Source organism: Parabacteroides sp. merdae-related_45_40, assembly GCF_001915675.1.
On the sequence record NZ_MNQY01000136.1, the window covers coordinates 24,348 to 50,202 of the forward strand.

The following is a 25,855-nucleotide window of genomic DNA, read 5'->3' on the forward strand; positions in this document are numbered from 1 at the left end:
TCATATATACAGAAAAGGGCTGTGTCAAAACTCCGTTTTGCCATGGCCCTTTTCTTTAGAAGTTCCGCCTCAACCACAAAGAGAAAAAGCGATCGTAAACCATGTAAAAGTTTCCTTCTTTTGTTATGAAGTCCTTTTCCAACAGACCTCTTAAAGCCGATTGAACCGAACTGCTTGACGGCAAGCTGTATTTATGGATAAATTTTCCGGAAGTCAGTGCCGTTGCTTTCCCTTCTTTACAAATGGCAATCATCAGCTCTTTCTGCTTTTCCGGCAATTGATAAAGCAACTCAGAATAGGTAAAGGAATAAGAATCCAAAATGAAATCCACTGCCTGTTCAATCATCTCGCCACCGCACACCTCTCCTTTCGGAGTCATTGCAAAAAGAATATTCAATATCTTTTGCAGATACCAAGTGATTCCTTCAAAACGATTATACAAAGAGTCAAAGACTGTAATATCAATATTCTTTTGCGCCATCCTGAAATGATGTTGTACAAACTCCATGTATTTCTGTTTATCGATTGCCGATAAATGCAGGATAGATACACTCTGATAAAAAGGACGGGCAGGACTAATAAACATTTCACCCATCAAATGACGTTGTGAACCGGCAAATATAAAATGAGCCTTGTCGCAATGCTGGACATAAGTACGCAACAAAGCCTCCGTATTCTTTTCCGGATATTGTGCAACCTGTTGAAACTCATCGATAGCAATAATACAAGGCTTATCAGATACAGCCAAATAATGAAAAATTTCATCCAAAGTCGTTTCCGGCGACTTGATATCGCCCAATTCCAAATTCCATTGCGGCATTCCCGACATATCCAATGAAAAACCAGCCTTTAAAGAGACCAAACTATTAACAAACAACTCCCAAGCCTTTTGTCCTTTCGGTTTTAAAGTCGCCAAAATTACTTTTCCTAACTGAAAAACGAACTCTCGGAGTGTCTTGGTCGCATAAATATCAATCAGGAAGGTATAATAATTTTCCTTTATTTCTTTCAAATGGAAACAATGCTGGATTAGCCCGGTTTTTCCCATACGGCGGGTAGAGATGATGGCTACATTGTTTTCATTGACCAGCCAACGAAGCAACTCTTCGGTCTCCCTCTCCCGATCACAGAAATATTCGGGAGCGATGTAACCACTTGTAACGAATGGATTATTTAACAATGTCATGTTGTTTTCTTTTTACGCAAAGATAATTATTATCTTATAATAATCATCATAACGTAATCAGATTCCGATTTAGAGTCCTACCCTAAAAAAAGTCCTTTCGAAAGAAATCTGAATTTCTCCCGAAAGGACTCTTTTTAACGCAGAAAGGCAATAAGAGCCAGTGCGACCTTATCAAGGTTGTTTTCCGATATAAGCCAGAATACCGCCATCAACATACAGCACATGGCCGTTTACGAAGTTGGAAGCGTCGGAGGCAAGGAATACGGCAGGTCCCATCAAATCTTCAGGAGTTCCCCAACGGGCAGCCGGAGTCTTGGCAACGATAAAGGCATCGAACGGATGACGGGAACCGTCAGCCTGTCTTTCACGCAAAGGAGCGGTCTGCGGAGTTGCGATATAACCCGGACCGATACCATTACACTGGATGTTATATTCGCCATATTCGGAAGCGATGTTGCGAGTCAGCATCTTCAAACCACCTTTGGCAGCAGCATAAGCCGATACGGTCTCACGGCCGAGTTCGCTCATCATAGAGCAGATATTGATGATCTTTCCGTGTCCTTTCTTGATCATGGAAGGGATAACTGCTTTAGAGACGATAAACGGACCGTTCAGGTCGATATCGATCACCTGGCGGAATTCGGCAGCCGTCATTTCCACCATCGGGATACGTTTGATGATACCGGCATTGTTCACGAGGATATCGATTACGCCTACCTCCTTTTCGACTTGTGCAACGAAAGTATTCACCTGTTCTTCATTCGTCACGTCGCAAACATAACCGTGAGCTTTGATACCTTCAGCTTCATAGGCAGCGAGACCCTTATCCACCAATTCCTGTTTGATATCGTTAAACACGATAGTAGCACCGGCTTTAGCGAACGCAGTCGCAATCGCAAACCCGATACCGTAAGAAGCACCTGTTACAAGTGCAACCTTACCTTCCAATGAAAAATTTACCATAATAATAATATATTAATGTCCGAAATTCATTACTTCAAGTCAGAGATCAAAGAGAAATCCTGATCTCCGTAATCCAGGTTTTCACCTCCCATACCCCAAATGAAAGTATAGTTGTGAGTGGCAGCAGCACTATGGATAGACCATTCGGGAGACAAAACAGCCTGGTCGCCTTTCATCCAGATATGACGGGTTTCATCCACTTCGCCCATGAAATGACAGATAGCCTGGTCTTCAGGGATATCGAAATAGAAATAAGCTTCCATACGACGGCTGTGCACGTGCGCCGGCATCGTGTTCCATACGCTGCCCGGTTTCAATTCCGTCATACCCATTTGCAACTGGCAGGTAGGAAGGACCTGATTGACGATCATCTTGTTGATGTTGCGGTCGTTGGACATTTCCAAAGAGCCCATAGCGGCAACCACAGCGTCAGCCTTCGTTACTTTTTTATCCGGATAGTTGCGATGTGCAGTCGTAGAGTTAAAATAGAATTTAGCCGGATTCTTGGCATCCTTGCTTTCAAATGTCACTTCACGGTCACCGGAACCCAGATAAAGAGCCTCCTTAAAATCGAGTTCGAAGACAGCATCCCCAGCTTTTACAACACCTGGTCCGCCCACATTGAAGATCCCCATTTCACGACGAGTCAGAAAGAAAGGAGCTTTCAACGGATCGATTGCTTCCAGAACCAGTACCTCGCCAGCCGGCATAGCGCCACCGACGATCATACGGTCGTACATCGAATAGACCATATTCACTTCATTCGGAGTAAACACCTTTTCTATCAGGAAGTCACGACGGATACGTTTCGTATCATATTGCTTTGCATCTTCCGGATGCGCAGCATAACGCAATTCATAATTTGTTTTCATCTTCTTATAGTTGTATTATTTTTTAATTTTTAATTCTTAATTTTCAATCACTTGATCGCATGGTCAGCCTGCACCTTCTCCCCGTTCCAGGCTTTCACATTCGTCCATTCCGTATAAGGGGCAGACCAGAATTCATCCGTCTCCGGCAATCCCAGAGGCACTAAACCAAAAGCACAAAGATAGACGCTCCCCGTATTGATATAAGACTCGGAGATCTCGATTTGTTCACCTGTAAAGCCTACGCGCAACCAGCCGTTCTTGTCGAAATTTGCCGGAGACTTCAACTGGCGACGAATGACGGAAGTCAAAGCGCAACGCACCTGCGCCGGTTTCACCCGTTCGGGCAAAATATGCATCAAAGCAGCTTGTCCTAACGCATGGAAAGCACCGAAACGGTAGCAGATGGAACGACCGACAACCGGAAAGGAACCTTCGGGAGAAATAAAACGTTCCAGTATCTCGGCATAACGAGCATGACGTTTCAACTGTGTATCCAAGAAATCAGCTCCCTCGATATTATGTTTCTTCATCACGACCAGCACGTCCGTCAGCATCGGATGGATTACGAAACTATTATAATAGTCCATGTGAAAATCAACTCCATCACCATACATAGCATCCCCTTTATACCATTCGTCACGGAATTTTTTCACTCCATACAGCATCCGTTCCATGTCACATTCTCCTGTAAACTCCAACAAAGCAGCTTCGACGGTCGAAGCAAAAAGCAGCCAGTTGTTTTCAAAAGGCTTGATATTACGGCTACGCTTCAATTCGGTAATCATCCATTCTTTTGCCTGCGGATCAAGATTCCCCCAAAGTTGTTTCGGAGCACGCAATAACCCCTGAGCCAAAAAAGCAGCATCTACCAGAGGTTGCGACGGTTCACCGAAAACTAGATAGTCGGGAGCCCCAGGATTAACAGCATTCTTCAAACCTTTTACCGTCAGGTTGATATATTTCTCACGGAGCTTGCCTTCCGGCGTATTGTCCGGTCCCAGTTCCAGCCAGGGAGCGATACCGCAGACCAGACGGCCCACCGCCTCCAAATGCGAGAAACGACGACGGTTGCCCAACGATTCGTAAGGCATATTCTTCTTCAACGTATTATTGCTCAGATTGACAAGTACGGGGTCTGCAATGCGTGTCAGATTTTCCACCCAGAATGCACGATCTTCTTTACCTGTTGTTTGCTGGGCGTTGCCTGTAAAAGGCAGGCAAATCGTACATAGAATTAGTACGGCGATTTTCAATGAATTTCTCATGGTTTATATTCAAATTAATTTTTTCAGTCTCATCAATGCTTCCACATAATAGTAATCGGCATAGCTAAGCGGCACGTCCACCTCGCTGTTTCCAGGCAGATGGCCGGTCGAATGCTTGAGTACAAAGTTACAGTTTGTTCCCTTCTCCGCCAAATATTCAGGGGATGATAAAGAGCGCACCTGCTGTTCGGCAAAGTCCAGATAGCTTTTTGCCTCATCCGATTTATCCAACTGGCTCAATTCGATCAAAGCCGAAGCCATGATAGCGGCAGCAGAGGCATCACGCGGAGCATTCGGGATATTGGGAGCGTCGAAATCCCAATACGGGACTTTATCGGCAGGCATATTCGGATGGTTCATCAGGAAACGGGCAATATGCTTGGCCTGTGCCAGATATTCGGGACTGCCGGTTTCACGAGCCATCATCGTATAGCCATAGATTGCCCATGCCTGTCCGCGTGCCCAAGCCGATTCGTCGGCATAGCCTTGATGCGTCATTTTGATATGGGGTTTTCCGGTGATGGTGTCATATGAAACGACATGATAGCAGCTATAGTCATCGCGGAAATGATTTTCCATCGTCGTATTGGCATGCGTAACCGCGATATCATGGAAACGGTTATCGCCGGTAGTCTTGCTTGCCCACGTCAGCAGTTCGAGGTTCATCATATTATCGATGATAACCGGATACTGCCATTTACCGTTATTGGTAAAGTCCCAGGAACGGATCGCCTTGATCATAGGGTTGAATCGGGTACTGAGCGAGCCGGCGCCTGTCACCAGCACATCCTTGTAAGCAGGATTTTGTGTCAGCCGGTAACCGTTGCCATAGCTACAATAAAGCATGAAGCCTACGTCGTGGTTATCCGTCACATGCTGCACTTTTTCCAAGCGTTCGGTAAAAAGTCCGGCATACTTCTTCAATTCGGGAGTAGGATTGTTTTCATACAGATACCAGAGTTCACCGGGGAAGAAACCGCTGCACCACCAATAGCAGTCGCTGGTTTCCAGTTTGCCATCTTTGATGCTCTTAGGCAGCCGGCCATCCTGTTGTTCCAGTTCTTTGGCCATAAGCAGCGCCTGTTCGGTCGAGGCTTTCAAACCGCGGTCAATCACTTTCGCAAGAGGTTCCTCCTGCGGGGCATTACTACAAGACGACAACAGCAGTGTGGTCGCTAACACAGATAAACTTAAAAGTTTGTTCATAATCGAATAATTAGAAAGATTTTGGACAAATATAGGGATAAGTTTACAAATTACTGCGTATTACGATAGAAAAGCGATTGGTATACATGACGAAGCCCCGAAAATGTCATTTCATCTCCGGGGCTTGTGTCGTATCCTGATCTTGGTTGGCCTTTTCCCCCCCCCTGGTTTCACATCCACCTATATATATTTTCAAGTGAAAAATAAGAAGGCTACAATAATAACTAATAAACAAATACACAAGTATTTACTGCCATCACTACCACTCCTTACGTTTTCGCCCTTAGTCAAAAAGGTTTTTGACCTGTGTCGAAAGGGCTTTTGACCAAGGGCGAAAACGTATTCGACTAAAGGCAAAAGGTCTATGACCGGGCTGTTTGACAACAGAAACCATAGCTATTGTCGCTTAAACAGAACCATCCGGGGCCGACTTGATCTCTGATGAAGGCAAACATAAGCAGTGAAGCCACTTTCACTGTCAAACCTGCATTTAACCGGTTCCGTTTTTTCTTAAATACAGACTATTTCTTGAAATACAAACGTAACAATATCGTAACATCTCATTCAATCCCATGTAACCGCTTCGTAATATTTGTTTCGTTCCTTTGCAGGTAGAATAAAAAGGTAAACAAAGTGAGAAAGTTTTTCGAAAAGATTGTAGAAGGAGGGTTACTCATCAGCGGAAGCGTCAGCAGCTTTACGATTTTGCTGATCGTGTTCTTTCTGTTCAAAGAGGCCGGCGGCCTTTTCAATACTCCGGCCACAGAAGAAGGCTATGTTCTTGCCGTAAATAAAAGCAACGATGTCGGAAAATTATCACCGGAGAAGATCATGGACATTTTCGACGGTAATATAACCAACTGGAAAGATATCAGCGGGATGGATCAGGATATCCTGATATTCCGTTTCTCCGATCTGACCAACTATTATACGGAGGAGGAACTGGGCGACGAATTTCAATACGTCCCGCAAAAGATCAGCGAACTGGTGGCGAAAGAACCCGGTATCATCGCTTTCTTCCCCAAACAGTATTTACTGGAAAACGGTTTCCAGGGAAAGGTACTGCCGGAAGAGAAGATCACATTAGGGGAGTTCTTCGGAGGGACGAAATGGTATCCGACCTCGACACCGGCCCCTATATTCGGATTAATTCCTTTGTTGTTGGGCACATTACTGGTCAGTATCGGCGCAATCGTACTTTCACTTCCTTTCGGAATTGCGGTTGCCATCTACATGGCGGAAATAGCGAACAAGCGGACACGCGACCTCTTGAAACCTATCATCGAACTGCTCGCGGGCATTCCGTCTGTCGTCTATGGTTTCTTCGGCTTGGTGGTAATCGTGCCGCTCATACAGAAGACATTCGACCTGCCTGTCGGCGAAACGGCTTTTGCCGGCAGCGTGGTCCTGGCGATCATGGCGCTCCCAACGATTATCACCGTTGCGGAAGATGCCATGCGGACAACGCCCCGCGCCATGAAGGAGGCAAGCCTCGCCTTGGGTGCGACCCAATGGCAAACAATATATAAAGTAATCATCCCATATTCCATTTCCGGCATTACATCCGCAGTCGTGCTGGGTATCGGACGTGCGATAGGCGAGACGATGGCAGTCCTGATGGTAACCGGCAATGCGGCCGTCATCCCGACCTCCTTCTTCGAGCCGGTGCGGACTATTCCCGCGACGATCGCCGCCGAACTGGGAGAGGCTCCCGCCGGAGGCGCACACTACGAAGCCTTGTTCCTGCTCGGCGCCGTCCTCTTCCTGATCACGTTGATATTGAGTATCTCCGTCGAGTATATTTCATCTAAAAGAAAAATCTGATTAGCATTATGGCACCTGTACAAAAGTTAGGAAATATAGATTTAAAGAAACGGACCTCCCAAAAGTTTGCATTCGGTTTCTTCACCCTGTTGAGTTATCTGGTCGTAGCGATCCTATTCGTGATCTTAGGCTTCATCATCATCAAAGGAGGCAGCGTGATCAGCTGGGACTTCCTGACGAAAGCACCGGAAGAGGGAATGACGAAAGGGGGAATCTTCCCGGCGATCGTCGGAACCTTCTACCTGATCGTCGGAAGCAGTATCATCAGTTTCCCGATCGGGATCATGAGCGGCATCTACATGAATGAATATGCGACAAACGGCAAAGTGGTCCGCTTCATCCGTATCATGACAAATAACCTGAGCGGAGTCCCGTCAGTCGTATTCGGTTTGTTCGGTATGTCGCTGTTCGTCAATGCACTGGGTTGGGGAGATTCGATCATAGCCGGTTCGTTTACGCTGGCATTGATGTCGCTTCCCCTGATTATCCGCACTACGGAAGAGGCTCTGAAAAGTATCGACGACTCGTTCCGGCACGGTAGCCTGGCTTTGGGCGCAACGAAGTTACAGACCATCCGCCGTGTCGTGCTTCCGATGGCTTTCCCGAATATCATCACCGGCCTGATCTTGTCGGTCGGACGCGTATCGGGCGAAACAGCTCCGATTCTGTTCACCGTGGCAGCCTATTTCCTTCCCCAATTGCCGGGAAGCATCTTCGACCAGTGCATGGCACTGCCTTACCACTTGTATGTAATATCCACGAGCGGAACGGATATAGAAGCCTCCCGCGGCATGGCATACGGAACGGCTTTGGTGTTGATTGCCATCGTCTTGGTTGTCAACCTGCTGGCAAATCTATTGCGTAATTATTTCGCTAAGAAAGTAAAAATGAATTAATTGAAAATTATTTATGATAAAGATTGATGCTCAAAACGTAGATTTCCATTACGGAGACTTTCATGCGCTGAAGAACATTTCGATGCAGATAGAAGCCAACACCTCGGTAGCCTTTATCGGCCCGTCGGGTTGTGGCAAATCTACCTTCCTCCGTTTGTTCAACCGCATGAATGACCTGATCCCCGACACACGTCTGGAGGGTAAGATATTCATCGACGGGCGGGACATATACAGCAAAGGGGAAAAAGTCGATACGCTCCGTAAAAACGTCGGGATGGTGTTTCAGAAACCGAACCCGTTCCCGAAGACAATTTTTGAAAATGTGGCTTACGGTCTACGCGTAAACGGCATTAAGGATAACGGATACATCGAAGAAACCGTAGTCAAAAGCTTGAAACAGGTCGTTCTCTGGGACGAGGTCAAGGACAAGCTGAAAGATTCGGCCTTCGCTCTCTCCGGCGGCCAGCAGCAACGCCTTTGTATCGCACGGGCATTGGCCATCTCACCTTCCATCCTGCTGATGGACGAGCCCACTTCAGCCCTCGATCCGATCTCTACAAGCAAGATCGAGGATTTGATCCATGAACTGAAAAAGGAATATACGATCGTGATCGTCACACACAACATGCAGCAAGCTGCTCGTGTAAGCGACAAGACTGGATATTTTTATTTGGGTGAACTGGTCGAATATGGTGAAACGCGTAAGATCTTCACCAATCCGGAAAAAGAATCGACCCAGAATTATATCACAGGGAGATTCGGGTGAGAAGATTTATGATTTATCATCGACACATAAATCATAATTCATAATCCATAAATTATAAATCATAAATCACAAATCAAAACATGAAGGTTATTGAACAAGAAATAGCGGCGTTAAAGAATACGATCAACGAGATGTGGGCACTCGTCCACCAGCAGATATACAATGCCGGTGAAGCGATGCTGACCGGAGACAAGGAACTGGCCTACAAAGTGCTCAGCCGTGAACGCCGCGTGAATGCATTCGAGCTGAAGATCGACAGTGATTGCGAGGATATCATTGCCTTGTACGCACCGGTGGCTATCGACCTGCGTTTCGTACTTGCCATGTACAAGATCAATACAAACCTGGAACGCCTCGGCGACTTCGCCGAAAGTATCGCACGCTTCTCCGTCAACCTGCCGGAAGGAGAACCGATCGATCCGGAACTGGTAAAAATCGCACGCGTAGAAGAAATGTTACACGAACTTCTCGGCATGATATCATTGGCTCAGGAGGCTTTTGAAAAGGAAAGTTCCGAAATCGCGTCACGCATTTTCCTGAAAGACAACATCATCGATGAGATCAATCACGATTCGACTCCTCTGATCGCCCAGTATATCGAAGCGCATCCGGGCAGCGCACTTGCCGGCCTTTACATGGCGGGCGTCATCCGCAAGATGGAACGCTTCGGCGACCATTGCACCAACATTGCAGAAGAACTGATCTTCTACCTGGATGCGAAGGTGATGAAGCACATCGGCAAAACGGAAGAAAAGTAATATCTTTGCAGCCAGAATCAAACATAATCGTAATCGACAATGAAACGACTAACGGCATTCTGGCTGTCAGCCTGCTTTTTATGCACTATTTCCGTACAGGCGCAATCATTTATTCCCGAACGGGATTCCTCCGATATTTCCCTGTTCGAATATGCAACGAAGATTCCCAAGCGCAATAATGTATTCAACCTGGATCTGGAAATGCACGCTTCTTTCAATACTTTCTTCACCGGGCACAAGCTGGATGAAGCTGCTTTCCGTTTCAACCATATCAAGATCGAGGCGACCGGTGAAGTAAACGACCGTCTTTTCTACTGGTACCGCCAGAACCTCAACCAGGGGAATGAAGGCATGGATCTGGAGAACCTGCCGGAATCGATCGAATATGCGATGATCGGCTATCGCCTCAACGATAAATTCACGATTACCTTAGGGAAACAGGATGCAGCCTGGGGAGGGTTCGAATATGACCTCGATCCGTATGCTATATATGAATACAGCGACATGAACGAATACATGGATTGCTATTTTACAGGAATCACACTTGGTTATCAGCCGACTCCTTCCCAGGAACTACGTTTGCAAGTAACAGACAACCGAATCGGGAGCATGGAAGACGCTTACGGCCTGCTTCCCGCCGGAATCGAAAAGCCACGTGCCCCGCTTTTCTACACATTTAACTGGAACAGCAGTTATCTGGACGAGATTTTGAACCTCCGCTATTCCGCCACGGTCGGAGAACAGGCCAAAGGGAAATGGATGTATATGGCATGGGCCGGGCACAATGTTTGCACCGGCCCGTTTGACGGCTATTTCGATGTGATGTACACACGCGGCTCACTCGATCCGTTAGGTATCCTGACCGAGTTAGTCCCTCCGTCCGCCGAGAATGAGGAAGGACCTGGCTGCTTGCGTAACGTCCAGTATCTTTCACTTGTAGCGGAGATGAATTACCGCTTTCATCCGAAATGGAACGCCTTCGCCAAAGGAATGTACGAAACCGGGGCGGTCTATAAAGCGGGAGATGAAGAAGAAGAACTCCCGGACGGGAAATACCGTACGGCATGGGGCTTGCAGACCGGCATCGAATTTTATCCGATGGCGGATGAAAACCTGCATATCTTCCTCACCGGAACAGCCCGCTTTTACAATCTGACGGAAAAAGCAAAAGCGCTGTGTGCTTCCATTGAAAACACACAACGCTTGTCGGTAGGGTTCATATACAAGTTGCCGCTGTATTGATCAAAACATCAGTACCAACTGATCTCCAGCCTGCAATTCTACTTTCAACATGCCGTCGACAACCGGGAGAGATACGGCTTTTTGGTTGATCTTGATGCTCATATTCGCCGAATCGGCCGGGAGTTTAATACGGAACGAACCGGGAACCAGGGCTTTCAAACCGGCTTCCGCCAAGCGGCTTTCTTTCCATTTGGCAGATACTTCGCCGCCTCCGCGAACTTTCAGTCCTTTGAAACTGCCGCTTTTCCAGGCGGAAGGCAGGGCGGGAAGCAGTTCGATTTCTCCCGTCTGGCTCTGTACCAGCATTTCGGCAATACCGGCACAACCGCCAAAGTTACCGTCTATCTGGAAAGGAGGATGCGCACAAAACAGGTTCGGATATGTCCCGCCGCCGTTCGTCATATTTGTCTTACGGTCCACACACGGACGGAGCAGGTCGGCAAACAACTTATAGGCATGGTCGCCGTCATGCAGACGCGCCCAGAAATTCATCTTCCATCCCATCGACCATCCCGTGCTCTTATCGCCACGGGCAATCAGCGACTTACGGGCAGCTTCGGCAAGCTCAGGTGTACGCTCCGTTGATATCTCATTGCCCGGATACAGTCCATAGAGATGAGACACATGGCGATGATGAGGTTCAACCTCTTCGTAGGGTTCAAGCCATTCCATGATACGCCCGTCCTTGCCGATCGTCGTCGGCATCAGGCGGGCACGCTTGGCAGCCAGTTCGCCGGCGAAAGCAGAATCAAGTCCTAATATGTCGGCAGCCTCGATCGTATTGGTGAACAGTTCGCGGACGATCTGGTTGTCCATCGTCGAACCGGCACAGATATGAGCCGTCTTGCCATTCGGCAACTTATAACCGTTTTCAGGCGAAGTGGTCGGGGCCGTCACCAGATATTTGTTGCGGGGATCTTCCACCAACATATCCACAAAGAACAGGGAAGCTCCTTTCAAAACCGGATACACATCTTTCAGATATTCCTTATCCAACGTATAAAGATAATGCATGTACAAATGTTCGCAAAGCCAAGCGGCGGAAGTATTGGTTGCCCCCCATGACGGATGTTCGCCCGGTGCAGTGAACTCCCAGACATTTCCCAAGATATGCGTCACCCATCCACGGGCGTTATAATAAGCCTTAGCGGTCCGTTCGCCACTGGCAACCTGTTGTTTCGTCCATTCCACAAGCGGAAGATGAAGTTCGGAAAGGTTCGCCACCTCCGCAGGCCAATGGTTCATCTGAAGATTGATATTCAAATGATAGTCGCCGTTCCAGGGCGTATTGATCGTATTACACCAAAGCCCCTGTAGATTGGGAGGCAGCAAGCCCACACGCGTGGACGAGATCAGCAGATAACGGCCGAACTGGAAATAAAGCGCAGCCAACGAAGGATCGTCCGGGTTTTCGTGGAAAGCAGCCAAACGCTCGTCCATAGGCAAGTCTTCGCGGGAAGAATGTCCCAAATCCAGCTCCACACGGCCGAACAGGGAACGGTAAGCAGCAATATGCCCTTTCTTCAAAGAGGCGAAATCTTTCTTTTCGGCATTAGCCAGCAGGGAAGAGACCTTCCCTTCCAAATCCTTATCAAAATAATCGGTTGCCATACTCACCAACAAGATCGCTTCGGAGGCATTCCGCACGGAAACAGTCGAATCTCCCGGAGTCACATTTCCCCCTTTCGGCAGGATGACGCGGACACGCGAGGCATAGCGGAGGCCTTTCATCTCCAGCGTATCGACACCGTCAGGCAACTGCCCCTGCATCAGAAGGTCATTACCGTCGGCCGTCACCTTATAATGTTCGGGACGGTTCATCCCAAACGAGAAGTTCAGCGCCCTATCCGCATCGGCAGTCAAATGAATCACCCCCAAATCATCGGCAAAAGAGGTAAAGACTTCGCGGTTATACGTCACCTTTCCCCTTCTAAAAGAAGCTGTTGCAATCGCGTTGTCAAGATTCAATTCTCGTCTATATCCGAAGATCGAATCGGAAGTACCTTGATAATCGTAATTCAGCACGAGGTTACCTAGCAGTTGGTAACTGCCATACGGGACATTCGCCCCTTGCCCCTGTCCGCTCCCTTCGCCTTTGCAGACAAAAGTATTATACATCAGTTCCTGTGCTTCGTCGTTACGTCCTTCGAACAGAAGTTTCCGGATCGTGCCCAACGAGTGATATGCCTGCGGGTTATCTGTATCCTGCTTACTGCCCGACCACATGGAGATCTCGTTCAAGACAATATTTTCCGTGTCGACACCTCCGTCCGGCATCAATCCGAGGCGTCCGTTACCCAACGGGAACGATGCTTCCCAAATTCCGGCTGGGGCATCGAAATGATAAGACAGCGGTTTACCCGTTTTCACTTCCGGCATATTGCATCCTATCAGAATCATAAACAGAAAAACAAATGCGTTATATTTCATAATTACAATTATTTGATATTTCTTCCTGTAAGTATATATATATCAGATCCGTTTGCGGTATACCTTGCTCTATAATTCCGAAACCACCTTTGTAATCCCAATTGGCTCTCGCAATTTCATACTTATCAAACAACTCTATCATATCTTGATACCAACGTTCTTTATCGGCTTTTGGGGTTGCGGCGATACAACCAAATTCACCACAATACAACGGGAGTTGATGTAAACGGGCAAAATCGACCACCTCCTTGAAATGTTTTTCAATCACCTCTTTGTTAAATTCCACTTTATTCCAATAGGCGAACTTGTCATACAATTCACCTTTTAAGTGTTTCAAATCTTCATCAGCAATCAATTTTCCCGGATAATGCACCTTTCCGGTATAGTCTTTTACATCCGTCCAACCTGCCCTATAATGGGTCAACAAGAAGGGATTATAATAATGAAAACTAATAATCAAGTTCGGATCATTCTCAGGTATCTTCAAATATCGCATCGTTTCATATCCTTGCCACCTATTAGAACCAACAAGTAACGACCGTTCGGGTTCTAACAAACGAATGGTCCGAACACATTCAGCTACAATATTATTCCACTGTTCATGGTCGTCAGCTACCGGTTCGTTCATCAATTCGTAAGCTAAAAAATCGACTGAATAGGTATGCAATTCCTGACTTAGTTGCTTCCATAAATCATAAAATCGAATCTGCTCTTTCCGATCAGTAAAAAGAGGTTTTTCCTTCGCATTAAAATGGTGCGAACGCAATATATGCAAATCCACGATTGCTTTTAACCGATATTTTTGACACCACGACAAAGCATTATGCAGCAAAGAAAAAGCTTCTTTTTCTTTACTGCCATCGGGCGCAAACATCTGTTCTTCATCCACAGGCAAGCGCAAATGGTCAAATCCTACTTCTGACAAAAATTTAACATCAGCCTCCGTAAAAAAGACAGCCCTATTTTCACCTCTTACATTACTTTGTGACAACCAATGACTGATATTGACGCCTCTCTTAACCGAAAAATTGTTCTTTTTCGGTGCAGAAACACCACACATACAACAAAGACAACAAATACAAATCAACCATGCTTTCTTTTCCATAAAACTATTATATTTAGATTATCAACACTTTAGCTATTATTCCTTATCAAAAACTTTGCATATCGCACAATCTTTTATAATATCCATCCAATGCAATCAGCTCCTCGTGCCGTCCGCGTTCCACAATCTCCCCTTCATGCATCACGCAAATCTCGTCCGCATTACGAATCGTCGAGAGCCGGTGTGCAATCACGATCGTCGTACGGTTACGCATCAGGTTCTCCAAAGCCTCCTGCACCAAGCGTTCCGACTCGGTGTCGAGCGCCGAAGTCGCCTCGTCGAGGATCAGGATCGGCGGGTTCTTCAGAATGGCACGTGCAATGCTGATACGCTGGCGCTGTCCGCCCGACAACTTACCGCCGCGGTCACCGATATTGGTATCGTATCCATCTTCGCTCGCCATGATAAAATCATGCGCATTGGCGATACGGGCCGCCTCTTGGACCTGTTCGAGTGTAGCCCCTTCCACTCCGAAAGAGATATTATTGAAAAATGTGTCGTTAAAAAGAATCGCCTCCTGGTTGACATTCCCCATCAGGCTGCGCAGATCGTACAAGGTCGCATCACGCACATCCGTTCCGTCGATCGTTATGCTCCCCTTGTCCACATCATAGAAACGAGGCAGCAAATCCACCAACGTGCTCTTTCCCGACCCCGACTGGCCGACCAGCGCTACCGTACGTCCTTTCGGAATCGTCAGGTCAATGCCTTTCAGCACCCATTCATGCTGGTACTTGAACCAGACATCCCGGTAGCAAATACTTTCCGTCAGAGCAATCGGTTTCGGATCCTCAGGATCGTTAATATTGCTTTCCGCCTTCAGGATCTTATCGACGCGATCCATAGATGCAAGCCCTTTCTGAATGGCATAAGAGGCCTTGCTAAGATCCTTCGCCGGATTGATTATACTGTAAAAAATCACCAAGTAGTAGATGAAAGTAGAGGCGTCGATCGGACTGTTACTGCTCAGGATCAGCGTACCGCCATACCACAGCACGATCGCGATCGTGGCTGTCCCCAAGAACTCGCTCATAGGATGCGCCATCTGCTGGCGGCGGTAAATGCGGTTCGTCAGCCGCCGAAACGTTTCGTTGCTTTTCTCAAAACGGTCCTGTATCTTGGCCTCCGCATTGAAAGCCTTGATAACACGCAGGCCACCCAACGTCTCCTCTATCTGACTCATCAGATACCCCCATTGTTGCTGTCCCTCGAACGATTTCCGTTTCAACTTCTTTCCGACCGTTCCCATCACATATCCGGCGAAAGGCAGCAGGATGAAGACAAAAAGCGTCAGCTGCCAGCTGATGGCGATCATCCCGATCAGGTAGATCAAGATCAGGATCGGGTTTTTGAAGAGCATATCAAGCGAACTCATGATCGAAGTCTCGATCTCGTTCACATCTCCCGAAACGCGTGCGATTATATCCCCCTTCCGCTCTTCCGAAAAAAAGCCCAGAGGGAGTTCCGTTATTTTGCGGTTGATCTGGTTGCGGATGTCGCGGACGACACCCGTACGGATCGGGATCATCGTATAAAAAGCCATATACATTGTCCCGACCTTCAAGAAAGTCGACACGATCAGGAAAACACCCAATATGATCAGCGTGAAGGAACCGCCTTTCGTCTCGATCATGTCGGACACGAACCAAAAGAAGTTGTTTTTCAGCAATTCCGGAGTCGCTTTCCAGGCTTCGAACGAGAAAGGGGCGAACGTCCAATCCGTATAGGTATAGGTTTCGTCACTGATTTTAAACAAGATATTCAGAATCGGGATGATTAATGCAAAAGAGAACAGGTTCAAAATGGCAGACAGGACGTTAAATATCACATTCCACACCATAAATTTCTTATAGGGAGGCACAAAACGCCTCAGTATACGCAGAAAATCCTTCATGTTTGATCGATCAATTGAATTTGGGGCGCAAGTTACTCAATATCCGGCTGATTCCGGGCATTCCCGCTGTACTTTATTTCGTCCATCCTTATTCTTTAGCCCGCCAGCCCTGCTCTTTTAGGGCTTCAGATTACTCTCATAAGTCGTCCGCCGCCAAGCAGACAACTTATGGATCGTATCCGAAAAACGAATCTATTCCATAGAAGAATATAATATATCCAAAAGAAAATGATAAAGAAGCAGCTATAAAAAGTATATTTGCATCAATATAGTATAAACAAATGCTATAAAAGTATGAAAAAGATCTCTTCCTCCTTCCTGAAAAGTCTCAATTGGCTATTAACCAGCGTACTAATGCTGCTAGGTTTCTCCACATGTGACTCTGAACCGGGAGCCGCCATGTACGGTACTCCTCATGCCGACTTTACAATCAAAGGAAAAGTCGTAAACCAAGAAAATATGCCGATTCCGGATATTGAAATAAAATGTCTGGTAGAACATCATGGCGATAACAGACATTGGTTTGACACGATACCAGCTGTTTCCACAGATCCTGCTGGAGTCTTTCATTGCCAGTTTGAAGAATTTCCAACCGACAAATTACGGATCATAGCAACGGATATAGACGGTCCCCAAAACGGTTCATACGAAAAAGACTCTACGAACCTTACACTTTCCAGCGATGATTATAAGGGAAACACAGGAAGTTGGTTTAAAGGCTCTGTCGAAAAAGAAATAAAGTTCAACCTTAAAAGAAAAGACAAAGAATGAATAAACGTCCCGGATTACGCAAACGCCTTGCATTAGAATTATTCAGAAGCATCCGGAAGAACCGAGCCAAGATACATGAATTGCGTACGCTCTTTTGGGAGTGCACGCTCCGTTGTAACGCCTCCTGCCTCCATTGCGGTAGCGACTGCCATGTCTCGTCCGCCCATCCGGACATGCCGGTCGAAAATTTCCTGAAAGTGATAGACGAAATCACGCCTCACGTGGACCCGCATAAGGTAATGATCACGTTTACCGGCGGAGAAGCATTGGTCCGTAAAGATATCGAAGCATGCGGGCGGGAATTGAACAAACGTGAATATCCCTGGGGAATCGTCTCCAACGGATTGCTGCTCAACCGCACACGACTGGACTCGCTATTGGCGGCCGGAATGCACTCCATCACCATCAGCCTCGACGGGTTCGAAGAGGCGCACAACTGGCTCAGGGGAAACCGCCGGAGCTTCGAAGGCGCTGTCAATGCCATTGCGATGCTGGCAGAAGAGAAGGAAATCGTCTGGGACGTCGTGACCTGCGTCAATCAGAAAAACTTCAAGGACCTGATGCTGTTCAAGGATTTTCTGATCGAGCTGGGAGTCAAGAACTGGCGTATCTTCACCATTTTTCCTGTGGGCCGGGCGGCAGAGACACCGGAATTGCAGATCGACGACACACAATTCACTTGGATCCTTAAATTCATCCGTCATTGCCGCGCCGAGGGAAAGATACATGCTAGTTTTGCCTGTGAAGGTTTCCTCGGCAATTACGAGGGGGAAGTACGCGACCAGATTTTTCACTGCAATGCTGGTATCAGCACGGCATCGGTACTGATCGACGGATCTATATCCGGCTGTCCGAGCATCCGTGCCAACTTCCATCAGGGAAATATCTACAAAGACAGCTTTGTTGATGTCTGGAACAACGGCTTCAAAGAATATCGCAATCGGGAATGGGCACGAAAAGGACAGTGCGCAGACTGCGACATGTTCCGCTATTGCGAAGGAAGCGGTATGCATCTCCATGACGATAGCGGCGACCTGATCACCTGTCATTATCGGAGAATTGAGAATTGACAAAGAGCAATTGACAATATCTTTCCCTCCCTAATTATCAATTCTCCATTGTCAATTGTCAATTGTTTCCTATCTTTACCCACGTAAACTAAAAAACATCAATCATTTCATGAAAAATGCTCTTATCCTATCGGCCTTGCTGACATTAGGGCCGGTCTGTTTCGCTCAACAGACAGAAAAGTATCCTTTGGGCAATTATGAGGAACTAACAGACACCAAACCGCATGACGGCGCAGAAGTCTGGAACAAAATGACAACGCCAACCTGCCTCAGCTGGGGAACAACGGATATCCGCTACAAAAAACTGAATGTCCCCGACATCAAGAAGACAACCCGCTGGAAAGGGAAAGCCTGGAAAGGGGAACGTATCAATGCACAAGCCGTGTTGTGGACTAAAGAAGCGTTGGACGACGTAACGGTCACCGTCAGCGAACTGAAAAGCGGCTCGGCCGTCATCCCGGCTTCTGCCATCACGACGAACTTCGTACGCTATGTCATGACCGACGAGCTGAACAAGGACCGCAAAGGTGGTTGCGGACATCGCGAAAACAAGGCCGAATGGGATTCGTCTGTCGTAGCCGATGTCTTGGATATTGTAAAAATACAGGATATCAAAGCTTGTACGACACAACCGATCTGGCTGAACGTATGGGTTCCGTCAGATGCCCGCGCAGGGAGATATAAGGGGACGTTGACCGTTTCAGGAAAAAATTTCCAAGATATGAAACTCCAGGTAGAAATCGACGTGCTGAACCGTACGCTGCCAGCTCCACAAGACTGGGCTTTCCATCTGGACCTGTGGCAAAATCCCTATTCAGTAGCCCGTTACTACCAGGTTCCTCTTTGGAGCAAGGAGCATTTCGACGCCATGCTTCCGATCATGAAGATGTTGGCCAATGCCGGACAACGGGCCATCACGACCAGCATCATGCATAAACCTTGGGCCGGCCAGACGGAAGACCATTTCGACAGCATGGTAACCCGCATCAAGAAAATCGACGGGACATGGGTATACAGTTATGACGTATTTGACAAATGGGTGGAATTCATGATGAATGAAGTGGGGATCAAAGATATGATCAGTTGCTACACCATGATCCCTTGGGCTTTGACTTTCGACTATTACGATGAAGCGACCAGCCGGGTACAGTTTATCAATGTCAAACCTGGCGATGCCGAATATACCGAATACTGGGGTTCGTTCCTGAAAGACTTCTCCCGTCACCTGCGTAAAAAAGGCTGGTTTGAAAAGACTGCCATCTCTATGGACGAACGTCCTATGGAAGCCATGCGCGAAGCTATCAAAGTCATCAAGCAGGCCGATCCCGAATTCAAGATCACGCTGGCGGGCAACTATCATCCTGAAATCCAATCCGACTTGTATTACCTGAGTATCCCTTACGGCCATAAATTTCCAGAAAACGTAAAAGCCGAACGCGAACGCAAAGGACAGATCAGCACGGTCTACACGTGTTGCTCGGAAGCCTTCCCGAACACCTTTACTTTCTCCGATCCGGCCGAAGCTACTTGGACAGCCCTGCATGCCATCGCCGGAGGCTATGACGGTTACCTGCGCTGGGCCGTAAACAGTTGGACAGCCGATCCCTTGCGCGACTCACGCTTCCGCACTTGGGCAGCCGGCGATACATACAGTATCTATCCTGGCCCCCGCAGTTCGATCCGTTTCGAACGTTTGGTCGAAGGTATTCAGGACTGCGAAAAAATCCGTATCCTCCGCGAAGAGCTGGCAGCCAAAGGGGCTAAAGGCAAATTGAACAAATTAAACAAAGCAGTGGCTAAATTTACCCCGGAAGGCCTGTCCGAAACTCAACAGTCGGCAGCCGAAATGGTAAATGAATTGAATAAATTGCTGAACTCGCTGTAAGCATTCGTCGCTTAAAAACAAAAAAAATCATAAAAAAATCCCCGGAGAGTGCATGACTCCCGGGGATTCATTTTATCTTTACAGCATCGGAACCGTTAGCTCAGCTGGTTTAGAGCGCTGCCTTGACAGGGCAGAGGTCGCCGGTTCGAATCCGGCACGGTTCACACTCCGCCATAAAGCGCCAACCGGCGCTTTTCTTTTTACTTTTCCCGAATAAATACATTAATCGGCGTTCCCGTAAAGTTCCAGTTTTCCCGGATCTTGTTTTCCAGGAAGCGTTTGTAAGGCTCTTTGATCCATTGCGGCAAGTTACAGAAGAATACAAACGAAGGAACCTGGCCGGCAGGAAGCTGCGTAATATATTTAATCTTGATATATTTTCCTTTCCAAGCAGGAGGCGGATAGTTCTCGATGATCGGCAGCATGATTTCGTTCAGCTTGGCTGTCGGAACACGGCGCTGACGGTTTTCGTATACATCTTTGGCTGTTTCCAGCACCTTCAGAATGCGCTGTTTTGTCAATGCCGAAATAAACAGGATCGGAAAATCGGTAAACGGAGCCAGACGCTCACGAATCGCACTCGTAAAGGTATCAATCACCTTTTGGCTTTTATCTTCCACCAAATCCCATTTATTCACACAAACGACCAAGCCTTTCTTGTTTTTCTGAACCAAAGAGAAGATGTTCAAATCCTGACTTTCGATACCTCGGGTGGCATCTAGCATCAACACGCAGACATCCGAATTCTCGATGGCGCGGATCGAACGGATCACGGAATAGTATTCCAGATCCTCATTCACCTTCCCCTTCTTACGGATACCGGCCGTATCCACCAAATAGAAATTCAGGCCGAACTTGTTATATTTCGTGTAAATAGAATCACGGGTCGTACCAGCAATATCCGTTACAATATGGCGGTCTTCACCGATAAAGGCGTTGATCAAAGAAGATTTGCCTGCATTCGGACGGCCGATGATGGCGATACGGGGCAGCTCTTCTTCGAGCATCTCCTGCTTGTCATCCGGAAGCGTAGCAACGATTTTATCCAACAAATCGCCCGTACAAGAACCGTTGATAGCAGAGATACAGAAAGGGTCACCTAATCCGAAAGAATAAAATTCGGCAGAGGAGGGATGCAATTCGAAGTTATCCGCTTTATTGGCCACAACAATCACAGGCTTCTTGGCACGACGCAGGATAGCAGCTACTTCGTTATCCAAATCCGTAACTCCATTCAAGACATCAACGACAAACAAGATCACGTCTGCCTCTTCAAGAGCGACTTTCACCTGCTTGTTTATCTCTTCTTCAAAAACATCATCCGAATTAATCACCCATCCGCCGGTGTCAATCAGCGAAAATTCTTTACCTGTCCACTCTGCCTTGCCATACTGACGGTCGCGGGTAGTACCTGCTTCCTCGTTGACAATCGCCTGGCGCGTCTGTGTCAAACGGTTGAAGAGGGTGGACTTTCCTACGTTGGGTCTACCAACTATTGCAACAATATTTCCCATAAACAACTTTTTCTGTCTGTGCTGTTAATTAATCCAGCTGATAACCGAAGTTCTTCAGCATGTTGTCCCGGTTACGCCAGTCTTTTTCTACTTTGACAAACATTTCCAGGAAAACCTTCTTATCAAAGAAGCGTTCGATATCCTTACGTGCCATAGCACCTACCTTTTTCAATGCCAGGCCACGATGCCCGATGATGATTCCTTTTTGGGAATCGCGTTCAACAATAATGAGCGCTTTGATATGAATCAGCTCGGCTTCTTCTTTAAACAGCTCAACAACGACTTCCACCGCATACGGGATTTCTTTCTGATAATACAGGAGAATCTTCTCGCGAATGATCTCTGTCACAAAGAAACGGGCCGGCTTATCGGTAAGCGCATCTTTCTCGAAATAGGGAGGAGATTCAGGCATCAGATCTTCTACCCTACGTTTCACGTAATCTATATTAAAATTCGAAAGGGCGGAGATCGGAATGATCTCAGCTTTCGGAAGAAGTTCTTTCCACTCGGCTACCAGCTTTTCCAATTCTGGTTGGGTAGTCGTATCAATCTTGTTAATCAGTAACAGGACCGGACATTCCACTTTCTGGACCTTCTGGAGAAATTCTTCATTCTTGTCGATCTTTTCGACGACATCGGTTACATAAAGCAATACATCGGCATCACCAAGTGCCGACTGAGAAAAATTAAGCATAGATTCCTGCAACTTATAATTCGGATGCAGGACTCCCGGCGTGTCAGAATACACAATCTGCATATCTGCGGTATTCACGATCCCTATGATTCGGTGCCGCGTTGTCTGTGCTTTCGAAGTGATGATCGAGATACGCTCTCCCACCAAACGGTTCATCAACGTAGACTTCCCGACGTTCGGATTACCGACAATATTAACAAAGCCGGATTTATGCTTGTTTTCCATTATATCCCCATTTAAGATAAATTGCACCCCAGGTAAAACCGGCGCCAAAAGCGGCAAGAATCAGATTATCGCCTTTCTTCAGTTTGTCTTCCCACTCCCAAAGGCAGATAGGGATTGTCCCGGCGCTGGTATTTCCGTATTTCTGGATATTGATCATCACCTTTTCCATGTCCACACCCAGACGTTTTGCTGTCGCATCGATGATGCGCAAGTTTGCCTGATGAGGCACGATCCATGCGATATCATCGTGTGTCAGCCCGTTCCGTTCGGCAATCTCGGCAGCAACATCAGCCATATACGAAACTGCGTACTTAAAGACATATTTGCCATCCTGGAAAACGAAATGTTCGCGATTATCCACCGTATCGTGTGAAGGAGGATAGGCCGAACCGCCGGATTTCATAATCAGATGTGAATAGCCTACACCATCGGTACGCAAGATCGTATCCATCACACCCACTTCTTCCGTTGTAGGTTCGAGCAGCACAGCACCACAGGCATCGCCGAACAAAGGACAGGTAGAACGATCTTGATAGTCCGTTATAGCAGTCATTTTATCGCCTGCCACAACAACCACTTTCTTATAGCGTCCCGAACGGATATAATTGGAACCTGTTTCCAAGGCATACAAAAAACCGGCACAAGCCCCCTGCAAATCGAAAGTCATTGCATTCTTGCAACCGGTATGGTAAGCTATAATGGAGGAAGTGGTCGGGAAATGATGGTCAGGCGTAGTTGTTGCTGTGAGGATCACTTCTATCTCTTCCGGGTTCACATTTGTCTTTTCGAGTAACTGCTTCACAGCCCGTATACCCATATATGAGGTTCCCAAGCCCTCACCTTTCAAAATTCGGCGTTCTTTGATGCCAACACGCGTCATGATCCATTCATCCGTCGTATCCACCAACTTCGAAATATCTTCGTTCGTCAACACATCTTCGGGAACGTATCCGCCTACGCCTGTTATTACCGCATTTATCTTATCCATATCTTTAAAAATAAAAAGGACTATATATCCCAATTAAAAAAAAGCCCTAAAAATACTTTTAGGGCTATTTCTTGGTTTATCAAAACTTAATCAGTTAGGATAAACTTACACAGCTGCTTCTTTTTCGATAGCTAACTTACCTCTGTAATAGCCGCATTCGCCGCATACAGTGTGATAAATGTGCCATGCGCCGCAGTTCGGGCAAATAGCCATTGTGGGAGCAACAGCCTTGTCATGAGTTCTTCTCTTGGCTGTTCTTGTCTTACCTTGTCTTCTTTTAGGATGTGCCATGTTTTAATTTATTTAATTGTTATCATTCTCAAGTAAACCTTTCAGACCATCCCATCTCGGATCTGTTGCCACAGGTACGTCGTCATCAATCGCGATATCTTCTTCCACGCTATCGTCTTCGTACTCTTCATCTCCGTCTTCAGTGCTTCTGGCGGTATGCTTCTTCAACTTGGACGACATAGCCTTATTACATTTTCCCGGAGCATGTACATGCTTCATCGGTATTGCCAATGCAATAAATTCATACAGGAACCACGCGAGGTTAATAGCACCTTCGTCTTCCGGTATAACCACTACTTCGTCACTTTCTTCGGCATATTCTTTACCGAACTTTACCACCAGGCGATTATGCGTGTCGATTGGGATTTCCATATCGTCCAGACATCTGTCGCACGGAACCATAACAACACCTTCAATCTGAAAGTTCATTTCAAACATCATGGAAGACCGTTTTACCGTGAGGTTAACCTTCACTTTGCCCTTCTGGACTTGGTCTCCATCAATATCCACAAAAAACTTATTCTCCAATAAATACTCGAATTCGTGTATTCCTGGAGTGAGATTTTTCAAATCTACATTATATAATTTAAACTTTCCCAAAGCCTTTTAGTGTAAAAACCTTGCAAAGGTACGAAAAAACTAAACACAAATGCAACATCTTTGCAGTTATTTTTTACTATCTAAGATTTTAGCCCTTATATTTCCGAAGCTCAATTCGAAAAGTCGTGCCTTTGCCGACTTCCGAACTCTTAACAAATATCCTTCCGCCGTGATAAGATTCGATAATACGCTTTACCAGAGACAAGCCTAGCCCCCACCCACGCTTTTTGGTCGTATAACCGGGATTAAATACGGTTTTAAACTTAGATTTGGCGATCCCCTTCCCGGTATCGGTCACATCGATACGAACGACTTTATCACGTTCCTCCACCTGAAAAGTGATTTCCCCCTGCCCTTCCATTGCATCTACCGCATTTTTTGTCAGATTCTCTATAACCCAAGCAAAAAGAGAGTCATTCATCAACACCGGAACCGGCCCGTCGGTAAGATGCGTATAAATCTTGACCTTCGAAGAAATACGTGTGCTCATATAGCTCAAGGCCGAACGGATAGAATTATTGATATCCACTGGGACTGGGTCCGGATTGGAACCGATCTTGGAAAAACGCTCCGCAATCGTTTCCAAACGCTTCACATCTTTTTCCATCTCGTTCAAGAGAGAAGAATCTATATCTTTTGTCCGCAGATATTCCACCCAAGCTATCAAAGACGAAATAGGCGTTCCTAACTGATGAGCCGTTTCTTTAGACAGTCCAACCCACACTTTATTCTGTTCGGCCTTCTTCGTGCTTGCAAGCGCCAGAAAAGCAATCACAATAAAAACGAATACAACCGTAAGCTGCGCATAAGGATAAATCAACAATCGCTTTAGGATGACAGAATCATCATAATAGACATATTGGAAAGTTCCATCCTCCATATCGATCACAATCGTATTTTTGCTTTTCAGCTCCTTTACTTTTACTTTCTTAAATTCTTCCACATCATTTTCGGGGAAGCTTATATTCTTTACGAACATGATGCTATCTTTGTCATTACAAAGTACAACCGGGATAGTCGTATTTCCTTCCAGGATTTTCAAAACAAGAGACAAATCCACAGCCGTGTTCTTACTTGCCGTCAAACGAGTAGCCTCCGCCCATACTTCCATTTTCTGGCGTTCTTCCTGGGCCAGATCTTTTATCAGCATATCAGAAACAACAAGTGAAGCGATCGCGATCAGGATAGCCGTAAAAATAAATACAAACTTCAACCGTTGGCGGGAATCATATATACTTTTCATATCGAAATATTCAGTCAATATATATTGAACGATAAAGATAGAATAATATTATATTATACCAGAAGAATACGGAAAACCAAAAGGGAAAGGGCAGAAATACTGTTTAAGGAATACCCTGGCATCCACATGGCTTATGGGCTGTCGGAAACGAAAAAAGCCGACTCAAA

General features: G+C 46.6%; 23 protein-coding genes and 1 tRNA gene. 10 read left to right on the forward strand and 14 right to left on the reverse strand.

What is annotated here, in order from left to right:
* Positions 1-55: 55 nt before the first annotated feature.
* From BHV83_RS19525 to BHV83_RS19545, 5 genes are all read right to left on the reverse strand, one after another.
* Complete coding sequence (locus BHV83_RS19525; protein WP_005634654.1) at positions 56-1,186, reverse strand: AAA family ATPase; 1,131 nt, start codon at positions 1,184-1,186, stop codon at positions 56-58.
* 171 nt (positions 1,187-1,357) lie between these two features.
* On the reverse strand, positions 1,358-2,149 hold the full coding sequence (locus BHV83_RS19530) for a gluconate 5-dehydrogenase (protein WP_286757924.1): 792 nt from the start codon (positions 2,147-2,149) through the stop codon (positions 1,358-1,360).
* Between the two features lie 29 nt (positions 2,150-2,178).
* Positions 2,179-3,021 (reverse strand): 5-dehydro-4-deoxy-D-glucuronate isomerase, encoded by an 843-nt coding sequence (gene kduI / locus BHV83_RS19535; protein ID WP_005645698.1) that lies wholly within the window; start codon positions 3,019-3,021, stop codon positions 2,179-2,181.
* Positions 3,022-3,068: 47 nt separating this feature from the next.
* A complete protein-coding gene (locus BHV83_RS19540; protein ID WP_055285097.1) occupies positions 3,069-4,286 on the reverse strand; it encodes a DUF2264 domain-containing protein in 1,218 nt (405 codons plus the stop codon).
* A gap of 9 nt (positions 4,287-4,295) precedes the next feature.
* Positions 4,296-5,492, reverse strand: coding sequence for an AGE family epimerase/isomerase (locus BHV83_RS19545; RefSeq protein WP_046451657.1), 1,197 nt, complete (start codon positions 5,490-5,492; stop codon positions 4,296-4,298).
* A gap of 633 nt (positions 5,493-6,125) precedes the next feature.
* On the opposite strand from BHV83_RS19545, the gene pstC reads away from it, so the two are divergent.
* From pstC to BHV83_RS19570, 5 genes are all read left to right on the forward strand, one after another.
* On the forward strand, positions 6,126-7,316 hold the full coding sequence (pstC, locus tag BHV83_RS19550; RefSeq protein ID WP_005645694.1) for a phosphate ABC transporter permease subunit PstC: 1,191 nt from the start codon (positions 6,126-6,128) through the stop codon (positions 7,314-7,316).
* Positions 7,317-7,324: 8 nt separating this feature from the next.
* Positions 7,325-8,212, forward strand: coding sequence for a phosphate ABC transporter permease PstA (gene pstA / locus BHV83_RS19555; RefSeq protein ID WP_005634640.1), 888 nt, complete (start codon positions 7,325-7,327; stop codon positions 8,210-8,212).
* Between the two features lie 13 nt (positions 8,213-8,225).
* The gene (pstB, locus tag BHV83_RS19560) at positions 8,226-8,978 is read left to right on the forward strand and encodes a phosphate ABC transporter ATP-binding protein PstB (RefSeq protein WP_122121956.1); all 753 of its coding nucleotides are present in this window, start codon (positions 8,226-8,228) and stop codon (positions 8,976-8,978) included.
* Positions 8,979-9,058: 80 nt separating this feature from the next.
* Positions 9,059-9,736 carry a phosphate signaling complex protein PhoU gene (phoU, locus tag BHV83_RS19565; protein WP_005634636.1) on the forward strand — a complete coding sequence of 226 codons (678 nt, stop codon included), beginning with the start codon at positions 9,059-9,061 and terminating at the stop codon, positions 9,734-9,736.
* A gap of 39 nt (positions 9,737-9,775) precedes the next feature.
* Complete coding sequence (locus BHV83_RS19570; protein ID WP_286757925.1) at positions 9,776-10,978, forward strand: porin; 1,203 nt, start codon at positions 9,776-9,778, stop codon at positions 10,976-10,978.
* Here the strand turns inward: BHV83_RS19570 and BHV83_RS19575 are convergent, their stop codons facing one another.
* The 3 genes from BHV83_RS19575 to BHV83_RS19585 are packed head-to-tail and all read right to left on the reverse strand — an operon-like array spanning position 10,979 to position 16,407.
* Positions 10,979-13,408, reverse strand: coding sequence for a glycoside hydrolase family 95 protein (locus tag BHV83_RS19575; RefSeq protein ID WP_286757926.1), 2,430 nt, complete (start codon positions 13,406-13,408; stop codon positions 10,979-10,981).
* The gene (locus tag BHV83_RS19580; protein WP_286757928.1) at positions 13,398-14,513 is read right to left on the reverse strand and encodes a glycoside hydrolase family 5 protein; all 1,116 of its coding nucleotides are present in this window, start codon (positions 14,511-14,513) and stop codon (positions 13,398-13,400) included. The genes BHV83_RS19575 and BHV83_RS19580 overlap by 11 nt, the downstream gene beginning before the upstream one ends.
* Positions 14,514-14,559: 46 nt before the next feature.
* Positions 14,560-16,407: an ABC transporter ATP-binding protein gene (locus tag BHV83_RS19585; RefSeq protein WP_119216585.1), complete on the reverse strand. Its 1,848-nt coding sequence runs from the start codon at positions 16,405-16,407 to the stop codon at positions 14,560-14,562.
* 2 nt (positions 16,408-16,409) lie between these two features.
* On the opposite strand from BHV83_RS19585, the gene BHV83_RS19590 reads away from it, so the two are divergent.
* The 5 genes from BHV83_RS19590 to BHV83_RS19610 all read left to right on the forward strand — a co-directional run bounded on the left by BHV83_RS19590 (position 16,410) and on the right by BHV83_RS19610 (position 20,297).
* A complete protein-coding gene (locus tag BHV83_RS19590; protein ID WP_005634623.1) occupies positions 16,410-16,610 on the forward strand; it encodes a hypothetical protein in 201 nt (66 codons plus the stop codon).
* Between the two features lie 91 nt (positions 16,611-16,701).
* A complete protein-coding gene (locus BHV83_RS19595) occupies positions 16,702-17,178 on the forward strand; it encodes a radical SAM-associated putative lipoprotein (RefSeq protein WP_005634621.1) in 477 nt (158 codons plus the stop codon).
* The gene (locus BHV83_RS19600; RefSeq protein ID WP_286757929.1) at positions 17,175-18,248 is read left to right on the forward strand and encodes a TIGR04133 family radical SAM/SPASM protein; all 1,074 of its coding nucleotides are present in this window, start codon (positions 17,175-17,177) and stop codon (positions 18,246-18,248) included. The genes BHV83_RS19595 and BHV83_RS19600 overlap by 4 nt, the downstream gene beginning before the upstream one ends.
* A gap of 109 nt (positions 18,249-18,357) precedes the next feature.
* Positions 18,358-20,133, forward strand: coding sequence for a DUF4091 domain-containing protein (locus BHV83_RS19605; protein ID WP_046451653.1), 1,776 nt, complete (start codon positions 18,358-18,360; stop codon positions 20,131-20,133).
* Positions 20,134-20,222: 89 nt separating this feature from the next.
* Positions 20,223-20,297 (forward strand) — tRNA-Val (locus BHV83_RS19610).
* Positions 20,298-20,333: 36 nt separating this feature from the next.
* On the opposite strand, the gene der is transcribed toward BHV83_RS19610, so the two are convergent.
* The 6 genes from der to BHV83_RS19640 all read right to left on the reverse strand — a co-directional run bounded on the left by der (position 20,334) and on the right by BHV83_RS19640 (position 25,688).
* A complete protein-coding gene (gene der, locus BHV83_RS19615) occupies positions 20,334-21,647 on the reverse strand; it encodes a ribosome biogenesis GTPase Der (RefSeq protein ID WP_005645683.1) in 1,314 nt (437 codons plus the stop codon).
* 28 nt (positions 21,648-21,675) lie between these two features.
* Entirely contained in the window at positions 21,676-22,566 is an 891-nt protein-coding gene (era, locus tag BHV83_RS19620) for a GTPase Era (protein WP_046451652.1), read from the reverse strand.
* The gene (locus BHV83_RS19625; RefSeq protein ID WP_005634609.1) at positions 22,550-23,554 is read right to left on the reverse strand and encodes a beta-ketoacyl-ACP synthase III; all 1,005 of its coding nucleotides are present in this window, start codon (positions 23,552-23,554) and stop codon (positions 22,550-22,552) included. Before BHV83_RS19625 ends, era begins: the two co-directional genes overlap by 17 nt.
* A gap of 105 nt (positions 23,555-23,659) precedes the next feature.
* Positions 23,660-23,845, reverse strand: coding sequence for a 50S ribosomal protein L32 (gene rpmF, locus BHV83_RS19630; RefSeq protein WP_005634607.1), 186 nt, complete (start codon positions 23,843-23,845; stop codon positions 23,660-23,662).
* 12 nt (positions 23,846-23,857) lie between these two features.
* Positions 23,858-24,445 (reverse strand): YceD family protein, encoded by a 588-nt coding sequence (locus BHV83_RS19635; RefSeq protein WP_005634589.1) that lies wholly within the window; start codon positions 24,443-24,445, stop codon positions 23,858-23,860.
* A gap of 88 nt (positions 24,446-24,533) precedes the next feature.
* The gene (locus BHV83_RS19640; protein WP_005634588.1) at positions 24,534-25,688 is read right to left on the reverse strand and encodes a sensor histidine kinase; all 1,155 of its coding nucleotides are present in this window, start codon (positions 25,686-25,688) and stop codon (positions 24,534-24,536) included.
* Between the last annotated feature and the right edge of the window lie 167 nt (positions 25,689-25,855).